Source organism: Corynebacterium sp. HMSC074C01 (assembly GCF_001814605.1).
In the GTDB taxonomy this organism is placed as follows: Bacteria; Actinomycetota; Actinomycetes; order Mycobacteriales; family Mycobacteriaceae; genus Corynebacterium.
Genome location: NZ_KV817241.1, coordinates 1 through 10,404 on the forward strand (window position 1 = coordinate 1; position 10,404 = coordinate 10,404).

General features: G+C 47.4%; 9 protein-coding genes and 1 tRNA gene. 8 read left to right on the plus strand and 2 right to left on the minus strand.

Annotation, left to right across the window (positions count from 1 at the left end):
* Positions 1-5: 5 nt before the first annotated feature.
* Positions 6-78: transfer RNA gene (locus tag HMPREF2978_RS00485), tRNA-Asn, on the minus strand.
* A gap of 215 nt (positions 79-293) precedes the next feature.
* Between HMPREF2978_RS00485 and HMPREF2978_RS00490 the strand changes: the two genes are divergently transcribed.
* From HMPREF2978_RS00490 to HMPREF2978_RS12630, 8 genes are all read left to right on the plus strand, one after another.
* Positions 294-1,610, plus strand: a complete 1,317-nt coding sequence (locus HMPREF2978_RS00490; protein WP_070743387.1) for a glycosyltransferase family 4 protein — start codon at positions 294-296, stop codon at positions 1,608-1,610.
* A complete protein-coding gene (locus HMPREF2978_RS00495) occupies positions 1,600-3,183 on the plus strand; it encodes a glycosyltransferase family 4 protein (RefSeq protein ID WP_070743390.1) in 1,584 nt (527 codons plus the stop codon). The genes HMPREF2978_RS00490 and HMPREF2978_RS00495 overlap by 11 nt, the downstream gene beginning before the upstream one ends.
* A gap of 37 nt (positions 3,184-3,220) precedes the next feature.
* The gene (locus HMPREF2978_RS00500) at positions 3,221-4,381 is read left to right on the plus strand and encodes a glycosyltransferase family 4 protein (RefSeq protein ID WP_070743410.1); all 1,161 of its coding nucleotides are present in this window, start codon (positions 3,221-3,223) and stop codon (positions 4,379-4,381) included.
* 8 nt (positions 4,382-4,389) lie between these two features.
* A complete protein-coding gene (locus tag HMPREF2978_RS00505) occupies positions 4,390-4,773 on the plus strand; it encodes a hypothetical protein (protein ID WP_070743393.1) in 384 nt (127 codons plus the stop codon).
* A 97-nt stretch (positions 4,774-4,870) separates the two neighbouring features.
* The gene (locus HMPREF2978_RS12940) at positions 4,871-6,547 is read left to right on the plus strand and encodes a glycosyltransferase family protein (protein WP_143342248.1); all 1,677 of its coding nucleotides are present in this window, start codon (positions 4,871-4,873) and stop codon (positions 6,545-6,547) included.
* A gap of 602 nt (positions 6,548-7,149) precedes the next feature.
* The gene (locus HMPREF2978_RS00510) at positions 7,150-7,989 is read left to right on the plus strand and encodes a hypothetical protein (RefSeq protein WP_070743396.1); all 840 of its coding nucleotides are present in this window, start codon (positions 7,150-7,152) and stop codon (positions 7,987-7,989) included.
* Between the two features lie 39 nt (positions 7,990-8,028).
* Positions 8,029-8,910: an ABC transporter permease gene (locus tag HMPREF2978_RS00515; RefSeq protein WP_070743400.1), complete on the plus strand. Its 882-nt coding sequence runs from the start codon at positions 8,029-8,031 to the stop codon at positions 8,908-8,910.
* A gap of 82 nt (positions 8,911-8,992) precedes the next feature.
* Positions 8,993-9,739 carry an ABC transporter ATP-binding protein gene (locus HMPREF2978_RS12630; RefSeq protein ID WP_168166428.1) on the plus strand — a complete coding sequence of 249 codons (747 nt, stop codon included), beginning with the start codon at positions 8,993-8,995 and terminating at the stop codon, positions 9,737-9,739.
* A gap of 63 nt (positions 9,740-9,802) precedes the next feature.
* Here the strand turns inward: HMPREF2978_RS12630 and HMPREF2978_RS13120 are convergent.
* A partial coding sequence (locus HMPREF2978_RS13120; RefSeq protein WP_168166429.1) for a hypothetical protein occupies positions 9,803-10,404 on the minus strand: 602 nt, incomplete at its 5' end.

Here is a 10,404-nt window from a genome sequence, read left to right on the forward strand (position 1 = left end):
ATTTGCTCCTCCAACTGGGCTCGAACCAGTGACCCTTCGATTAACAGTCGAATGCTCTGCCAACTGAGCTATGGAGGAATATGCGTATGCTACTGAACAAATCTCTCTGCTCCGTGCAACGAGAAGTAACTATATAGGCCTATGGTTTAAAGTTGCAAATCCCCTGCATATGGCTTTGATTGGCGGTGCTTTCTCGCAAATTTTTAATTCTGGGCATGAAGCCGGGTGATAGGTTTGCATGAGGGCGGACTGGTAGGCTTGCCGCTGGAAAGCAACTAAGAGAAAGCTACTCGTTGAAAATTCTTGTACTCTCACATTATTGGCACCCGCAGAATGGTATCCCGCAGAGGCGCTGGCAGTGGCTTACATCAGTTCTGCGTGAAGCGGGACATGAAGTTGATGTGATTGCGCCGCCCAGAAAGTTTCGTAGAAATATGGGTTTTGCAAAATGGATTGGTTCATTGCGAGAACTTAGTTCACCATTGGGTGTTGGTGAGGAAGGGGAATCGGGGGAGCAAATTATTCGAACTGTGGCGCTTCCCTCAACTTCTAGTTTGACGACGAGGGTGGTAAGCCAAGTCTCGGTCGCAGTTGGCCAGTTATGCATTGCTTTGTTGCGGTGCCGCAAGGGATCTTCAGTTAGGCCAGACGTAATAGTCGCTACCGTGCCAGCATTACCGACTGCCGTAGTCGCTTGTATTGTGGGAAGGCTTCTTAAGGTGCCATATGTTATAGATCTGCGGGACGCTTGGCCTGACCTTTTGCAGGAATCTGCTCGCTGGAATGAAAGTCTTGGGGCGCACTCTTGGCGGCAGAAAGTTCTAAGTAAGGGGCCTTTGCAATTAGTTAAGGCGATGACAAAGGTCGGTTTGGACTTTGCTCTGCTTCAGGCAAATGGTGTTGTCGCCACCTCGTCATGGTTGCGAAACGATCTTGCAAAGAAGAAGGAAGTGAACGGCCGCAACGCGGAACCATGTTTGGCGACGGTTAGAAATGTTTTCCCTCGGGAAATAGATTTTGTGAAAAGCGCTAAGTCTCTGAGAGATTCATCAGAGCTTAACGTGCTTTATGCCGGCACGATCGGGCGGGCACAAGACCTAGAAAATGTCCTGCAGGCTGCAAAGATAGCTAAAGAACAAGGGGTTAAGATCAACTTGCGTTTTATAGGCGCAGGGGATGGAAAGAAGAGGCTGATTGAGAGAGCGCAACAATTGGGAGTTGAAGCAAGATTTGAGAAACAGCGCTCCGTTGATGAAATGCTTGAGCCGTACCTTTGGGCGGACACAGCTCTTGTTCATTTGGCTAACTGGGAACCATTAGAGCGAACAGTGCCCTCCAAAACCTATGAACTGATGGAAGCAAAGATTCATATTTCAGCTGTTGTTAAAGGAGAAACGGCAGAAATAGTTGAATCTGTAGGGGCAGGCGACGTTGTAGCGCCGGATTCCCCAGCAGAACTAGTAGCGTTATGGCGAAAGTTAATTGAAAATCCGCATGAGCTAAAGCCCGCAGAGAGCGCATCAGCTTGGGTATCGAAGGAACGTAACGAAGTTGCTGAGGCCAATTTTCTAGGCTTACTTGAAGGGGTACTGTCCGGTGATGAATCTTAGATTCGGTGTTAAGCAGTGGCTGTTCCTGCTTGGAACCGCGAAAAGAATGCTCGCCGAAGATCCTCAGGCATTTTGCAATAGCGTCTTGGAAAAAACTCGGCAGAAGATTCCTTTCGAGAAACTTAAACTAGGGCTGCAGAGAATTAAGTTTTCCAGGATAGCTCTCGAAGGTGACGATGAATATCGCAGAGGAGAACTTTCTAGAGCGATAGGTCTGTATGAGGCATCCAACGAGGGAAGAGTGAAAGCGAAAGCTGGCAAGAGGTTTGCTAGGCGTGTTCGTCAGCAGAAGGCACAGCTGTTGCGTGCGATAGATGTACAGGAGCTAGGGGTCAAGCGTCCGGAAAGCTGGGATAGTTTTCAGTATGACGGGGTGGTGTGGTTCCTGAATAACAGCCTTCCATACACCCAATCTGGGTATACCTACCGAAGCCATAGTTCCTTGAAGGCTCTTCAAGCTTCTGGCATCGGCGTTCAGGCGGTAACGCGCTTAGGTTATCCAGTGGTTATAGGGTCGCTTGCAAAAAGCTCGGTGCAATCGATTGATGGGGTGCGGTATCACCGTTTAGTTCCGTCTAGGTACCCGGCCGACTTAAAGACTCGAGAAGACTTAACCGTAGAAATGCTCTTGGCGTGTGTGCGGTCAATCAGGCCACAAGTTCTACACACGACGACAGACTTTAGAAATGCTCAGGTGGTTTCACGTGTGGCTAGTGAAACGGGAATTCCTTGGGTTTATGAAGTTCGGGGTGAGCTCGAAAATACTTGGCTTTCTAAGGTCCCAGAGGGAGACCAAGGGATTGCGAAAGAGTCTGAATATTATCTGCTCGCCAGAGAGAGGGAAACCGAAGCAATGAAAGCGGCAAACGCCGTTATTGCATTAAGCAATGTTGCAAAGGGGCATATGGTTGACCGTGGAGTCGATGAATCAAAGATTTTTGTGGTCCCGAACGCAATTGATAGTGAGGATTTGTCGAGACAAGTAGATGTGAAGCAGATTCGTCGGGAGCTTGGATTGGATGTTGATTCGAAATGGTTTGGGACGGTTACATCGGTTGTTGGTTATGAGGGCCTAGATCTTGCAGTACGTGCACTCGGAGAGCTCGGAAATAATTGGAAACTCTTGGTCGTTGGTGAGGGGACCGATTTACCACGATTGATAAATTTAGCTAGGGACTTGGGAGTGGAAAGGAGGGTAGTTTTTGCGGGTCGCCAAGATAATTCAGACATATGGAAGTGGTACGCCGCGCTGGATGTTTTTGTGATCCCTCGAATAGATTCTGAGGTCTGTAGAAACGTAACGCCGTTAAAGCCTCTATTGGCAAAGGCTGTTGGCGTGCCGACTGTCAGCTCGAATCTTCCGGCGCTAAAAGAAGTTTCAGGGGTCGGCGGGCTGCTCTTTGAGCCGGGCAATCTGCAGGACTTTGTTGTCAAAATTAAAAAGGCTTGCGCGAATGAACGATTAATTGAAGATGCACGGAACTGGGTGCAAGAGAGGACCTGGCAATCCAATGCACGACGGTATAGAAACATCTATGCTTATCTACAGGAACGAAACAAGCAGGCATATTAATCAAATAGAATAGATGAAAGCTAAGAGGATCGTAGCTATGCCCGAAAAGCTGTTGGTGATCTGTAATGCATATCCCAGTGACCAAGCTTTGTACCGTAATGGTTTTATTCACCGCCGAGTGAAAGCCTATGTCGAAGCAGGCTTGGATGTGAGGGTTTTCTATAACCATGAGCCGGTTTCTGAATCATATGAGTATGAGTTCGATGGCATTCGCGTCACAGTCGGGAACGAGGCAGCTCTCGAGTCTTATATCGGGGCGCAAAGTTTTGACGGGTATCTTGTGCATTTTGCGGAACCTCAGCGAATTCGGCCTTTGCAGAGATTAAAGGTCGAAGCACCGATTATCATTTGGGTTCATGGATTTGAAGCGGAAGCTTGGTACCGTCGCTGGTTTAATTTTATAAGGTCGCCCAGGGATGTTCGAGAAGCTTTAAAAAAGAGGGATGAATACTATGTGGGCCAAAATTCTTTCTTCCATGACCTAATGGAAGAGGAAGAGCTGAATATCAGTTTTGTAAATGTGTCGGAATGGTTTCAGAAGTATATTGTTGAACCGGATAATCATGCAGAGTTCCGTAATTCAACGGTAATCCCGAATCTTGTCGATGAAGTTGTTTTCCCGTATACGGAGAAAACTGATGACCAGCGGCTAAAGATTTTAAGTATCCGACCATATGCGTCGTTGAAGTATGCAAACGATCAAACTGTGGGCGCTATCCTAGAGCTTTCGAAAAGACCCTATTTCGATGCTCTCAGTTTCACTATTTGTGGCAGTGGGCCAATGTTTGACGAAACAGTCAAGCCTCTTCGAAAATTCAAGAATGTTCGGTTAAAGAATAGGTTCTTCTCCCAAGAAGAAATCCGACAATTGCATGCCGAACACGGAGTTTTTCTAAGTCCAACGCGTTTCGATTCGCAGGGTGTATCTATGTGTGAAGCGTCGTCTTCAGGACTGGTCACAATTAGTAGCGATATTGCCGCTGTCCCCGAGTTCTTTGAGCACCGGGTTACTGGTCTACTGGCACAACCTGAGAGTGTGGAACAACTTGCGGACTTTATTGAAGAGCTTTACTTTGACCCTGAATTATTCCAGCGGCTTTCGAAGCAGGGAGCTGAGTCAATGGTCCAAAAGTGCGGGCGTAAGGCCACAGTTGGTGCAGAGGTGGCCCATATTCGAACGCAGCTTGCTGGAAAATAGGAGAAATTATGTCCCGAGATGACCTTGAAGCCGTTTGGCGTGATCGATACCGAGAACTCGAAAAAACACTGGAGCAAGTCATTCAACAGCTTGCTCTAGCATCGAGCGGCCCGATCGCTACGCAAGAATCCAAGTTTAACTTGCAAAAAGTCGTAATTCACAAAGTGGCTGGTTCCGAACAAGTCATTGGAGTAGCTAGCGGTGAAAACTTGGAGTTCGCTTTTGACTTTCTTCGTGATGGGGAACTCGTTAAGTCTGTTGACTTCCAGCGGGCGAATAGTATCCCTCTCTCCTTCGGCAAAAGTGCGAAGGCAAACGAGTGCATTGTAAAGGTGAAAACATATAAGCCCGAACTTCAAGGTCAAGTTCGAGAAAAGAGAGTAGCTATCTAAAATGTCAAATGCATATAGGCATGAAGTCTTTCGAGTTCTGGTTTCCGGGTACATAAATGTAAACGTAGTAGATGGATCGGCCTTCTTCTTGGCTGGAGTGAGTTCCATGCTGGCTGGGGCATCTAAAGTAGAGGTTACGCTGTTAACTGCGAACCCCATTCGGAAGACTGAAGTGGTGGATGAGGTTCTCTATCATGACAATGTTTCCATCTTGGATCCATACTCAACGAAGAACCGAGGCTTATTTTCTAATCCTCCCTCTGGGGAAGGGATGTCTCGTCGTGACTATGCGCGAACGATTGGCGAAATTGGTGGTAAGTATGATGCGATTCTTTTGCGCGACACTGAGACAGCGTACTATCTAGTAAATCAGTTCCCAGAATTGAGTTCTAAGCTTTCCGTCTATGTGACCGGAATTACCACAGTTGACCAAGTGGTAGATGGTAATCTTCTTCATCAATTAGAAGTACTTGATGAGTCTGGGGTCAAGTTTCTATGTCAAACAGAAGCTATATTACGGAAAGTCTCCGACGTAGTACCAAATAGTAGCGCAGAACGACTTGCGATACTGCCACCGCATGTGCCGGATCCCGAGGGAGGGTTCGAGGACCTCTATCACTTTTGTCAAGAACCTAAACGGTTTGTGTATACAGGTAAGTTCTTCAAAGCTTGGAATACCGATCTGATTCTAGCTTCCTTCAAGGCGGCCGCATCCTGCGGAAGTACGCTAGCACTCGATATCGCGGGGGATCAGTTCCGAAAGTCCGAGGAAGATTCTTACTTCATCGCAAATAATCGATGGCTACTGGATTCTACCCCGGGGGTTACATGGCATGGTCGGGTGCCAAGATTGGTCTCTCGCTCTCTTATATCCGCCGCGCATATCGGCATCGGATGGCGTTCCGAATCCATGAACAATAGTTCTGAACTTTCTACAAAAATTCTAGAATATGGGGCCTTAGCAAGACCTTCAATAGTAAACCGTACTGAGCTGCATGAGCAGCTGCTAGGGAAGGACTATCCACTATTCGCGAACTCCATTTCAGAATTTAAAGACCTTTTGGAAAAGCTTCCGCAGCGCCCGGAGTTAGTGGAAGATGCTGCAAGACGGTGCTATGAACTAGCGGTCCAACATTCCTATACTGCTATTCGTGGTCAGCTGTTAGAAGTCATTGGCAATAGGGCACCGAAGGAGTATATGAGCACTTCGTTTGTTTTAGGCGCACCTGATGCGGAACAAGGTTCGCTGCCCAGATTTGGTCAGGTCTATGTTAAGGGTGGTGTGGGCTGGGTGATTCCGGATGCCTCGTCGGCTAACTCGGTAGAGGACCAAATTACTATACTCATCCGAGATGAATTGGAAGCGCGAAAATTCCCGTCGCTTCTCCGGAAGCGGGCGGCTGAGGTTGAAATCAAACAATCGCAGATAGTATGTGACTCTCCGTCTCATACAGGGACAGCGTTGTCTTCGGCACCAAATAAGTCGATAAGGGTGAAAAACGACGGTCGCGATGATAATGATGGTAAACCTGTATCAGCAATATCAAAGGTTAATCAGCTTTCCCGCGAGAACGAAACCCTTCAAACTAAGTTAGCTGAAAGCGAAAAGCGGCTAAATGCACTAAGAGAGTCAAAATTAGGACGTCTTCAAGTTCAAGTGTGGAAGAATAGGCGTGGTTTGTATAATCTGCCGAAGTCGAATTTAAAGAAAGGGCGGAGTTTCATTAATAGTTTTGGTCAACGCTTTAGATTTAAGGGCCAAAGCGGGGATTAGAAATGAGAGGAGATGAAAACTTCGTACCATTGATTGCGCCCGCTGGACTTTCATGGCGCCGACTTTTCCTATGGTGGGCAGAACGCATTGAGTCTGACTCTGCGCGACGGTACACAGTGGACCTATCTAAATTGGAGTCCGATCAGCAGGAGGCGTTTCATCAAGTAGTCTCAGCGTGTGGGCACGAGACTAGTCTTGGTCGGCCATGGGGGCTCCATCTGTCGGGAGCTAAGCGGTGCCTGATGGTAGAAACGATTTTCGCGGATTCCGAAACTAACTCTAGTACCTTGCTGAGATTGCTGACGTTGTACCGAAGCACTCTTAGGTCTCTTGCGGAGCAAGGATACGTGCCAAATTGTGGAGCCGTGCATGTGACGTATTGCTCGATAGACAAGGTCCAAGAGTTTCTTTCCATTTCTCGGCTTATAAACAGTTTAAATCAGTCGTCGAGCCTGTTTACTTTTCTTTTAGTCCCATATATACATCCGAAGGAAGGATATCCTAAGCGGCAATCGGGGCATGTTGATGCAGTTCGGCTCCCCAATAAGTATTATTCGGAGAATGCGAAACGGCTTACTCAAAAGGCTGTCAATCGCTTCCGTATGGAGTCTAATATTGATTTCCAGGTAACTATTAGGGCGGCAATTGACGACGATGACATTTGGCTTCCTTGGGCAGCAAATGAAATCTTGAGGATTGCTGAATCAGCCATGGAATCTGGAGGTCGAACTACAAAGGCTATTGGAGTTACCGAACAGCTAGTATACTATCCCTCCGGTCCGGGTCGCGTAGATATGGCCGAGTGGGACGTGGCTATGACGGGTTCCAAGTTCTTTATGGCTAGAAACTTGGAGGATCTGAAGGACGTTACTCCATGGATGCTTCCGGAGTCTTTTACTTCGGTGCAAGAGCGCTTTTTTAGACGTTTGTCGATTGACCTCAGAATTGCCAAGGGAGTCAGGCCTTTCTTTGTCTATATGCGTTCACACGGGAACCTTTCTGGCATGTTGAAGACTGATCACTATATCGGCGACGCTAGTAGCTTGATAGGCGTCGGTTCTCTGGTAGACGCCTATAGGGCTGCGATTTCTCTCGTAGAACGATCCTCAAGAAAACCTTCCGCCGAAGACTACAAGTTTGTTGTCGATCCCCCCTCGCTCTCTGTTTCCGGCATTTTTGATAGTTCGAGTGGAAAACTTGAGATTAAGGGAAACTTTTCTGAGTATCTAAGCGCTAGAGGATTTCTAGAAAATTCTGCACTGAGGGTTATAGTTAATGCCGGAACAAAGAATGGGAGAGTAGAGCAAGTTAGGGAGCTCGAGGACGAACTCGTATTTGATGCTACCGATTGGGATTCTCGACCACTTTTGCGGATTGAGGATTCTAATGGTAACAAGGTTGGTTCTGCCTGGATTCGAGGAGAGGCTCCGTTCCTTTCGTAAACTCTTAAACCTTAAGTCCTAATGGATGGAGGACCATCGATGGAAAGCTCTTCCGCAACCGAGCCTGCCCGTAAACTAATGATTATTGATGATGCTGGCCTACGGCCCGTATCTTTTCGGCCGCCGTTGCTGAACTATCTGAAGGATATATGGCAGCGGCGTCATTTCATTTGGGAAGAAGCGAAGGGAAAGTCTTCTACAAATAATCGTGACATGCTCCTTGGACGCGCTTGGAACATCCTTAATCCTTTGCTGAATTCTGCGATGTACGGAATTATTTTTGGACTTTTGCTTCAAACTTCACGAGGAATCGAGAACTTCATTGGGTATCTGGTAATTGGAGTTATTTTCTTCGGTTTTATGCGACAAGGCTTAAATGGAGGTGCAGGCCTGATTCAATCGTCTAGGGGACTTGTTTCTTCATTCAATTTTCCTCGGGCAGCTCTTGCATTTTCGTTGACTGTTAGGAACATGTTGCAAAATGTTGTTCCGGCTGTAGTCGCGATTGCCTTTGGTCTTGCGTTTCAATACCCGAATGTCTTCAATCTAGGTCTTTTCCTAGTCATTCCAGTGTTTATCCTGATGCACATATTCGCGTGTGGCTTGTCTCTAGTGGTAGCCCGACTTACGGCATTTGTACCTGACTTGCGAGCAATTTTAACTTTTGTATCCCGGGCATGGTTTTATTCGTCGGGAGTATTTTTCTCAATCGATCGTTTCATCACTAACGACACTGCTCAGAAGATTTTGGAACTTAATCCTGCGTTTCATTTCCTTCAGGCAGTGCGGGGCCTCGCTCTTTATGGGGAGTTTCCATCGCTTCTAGTTTGGTCGTATATGACATTAAGCTCATTTGCAATGCTGTTGTTTGGTATTGTTTTCTTTTGGCGTGCAGAAGCGAGGTATTCAAGTGTGCGCTGAATATTCGGTAGTAGCCAGAAACCTAAATAAGGTCTACCAAGTTCCCGTGACCGAGGGGCGCCGACTTGAGAATCTTCTGCCTGTGAAGCGACGATCTGTTCATGCAGTTAAGAACGTTAGCTTTGCTGCAAGAAGGGGACAGGCGATTGGTATCTTGGGCAAAAACGGCTCGGGCAAGTCCACACTACTTCGCATGTTGGCAGGTATCGAGACGCCAACATCAGGCAGCGCGGTAGTTGGCGGAACACCGTCCCTCCTAGGGGTTTCAGCGGCGCTGCAGCCGAAATTGACAGGTCTTGAGAATATTAAACTTGGACTGCTGGCAATGGGAGTGGCTAGGAGTGATCTTCCAGCGATGATCTCGGAAGTTAAGGATATTTCTAGTCTTGAAGATGAGGCATTAACCCGACCAATGAATACTTACTCTTCAGGTATGTCAGCAAGACTGACCTTCGCGATTGCTACTTCTAGAAATCCCGATATCCTGATGGTTGACGAAGCCTTGGGTACTGGAGACGCGACATTTGCTGAGACAGCGAAACGACGTATGGGTGAGCTTCTGGATAATGCAGGTACGGTCTTTATGGTGTCCCATAGTGCGAAAACTCTGAGGAGAACTTGTGAGAGTGCACTCTGGCTCCATGACGGTCGGGTAGTAATGGAAGGTGCGCTGAGCGATATATCTCCGGAATATGCAAAATGGGGAGAGGCAACCACCCAGAAGAATTTTGATAAGGCAAGACAGATAGTCGAATCTAATAGGAAGAACTATGTTGAGCCGGTGATAGTCTTCGAAAGTGAGGCGGCTAAGTTCTTCGACAATCGCTAACTGCGACCAGCTGCCAAGACGAAGAAGCGGCTATTTAACCGCTAGTGTCACATTTCGGTTTTATTATTGTGACGTTTCTCCGTGGGGCCTTTCAAAACCCGACTTTTCAAATGCCTCTGGAATCGTGAGGCTAGTGTTTGATAACGTTTTGAAGGTGTGATGCAAAATGCTCTTGGGATAAGGCACGTGTCCATCACCAATTTCGTCGAGGCGTACCCAAAGCTTAGGATCAGAACTGAGAGCCGTTGTAAAAGGCAAAAATTGTCCTTCATAGTAATCTTTGTCTCCCGAGTTCTGAAGAAGGCCTACGTGGTTCGAAAATCCGTCTTGAAAAAGCGTTGCTAAGTCTTCTGTTACGTATGTGGACTTCAAACGAGAGTATTGAGTTGGTCCAGATGCTCTATACGCTTGGGAAATGAAATGGCCAAGTTTCGGAAACGGTCGAGCCCCTAGGTGCAGTCTAGGGTTTATGCAAAGAACTGCTGACTCTTGGAAGAAACGGCTGAAATTCAAGGCGGCATATCCGCCACCTGATGATCCGCCAAGTATTGTGCGTGGTGCTCCTAGACCTTTCACTGCATGCAGCAGGAGCGGTTTTGCGTAGTCAGGGAAAGAACCGATCGGCTTTACTGGCTCTTCCGGTTTCGGGGTGCGTAGCGGGGTGA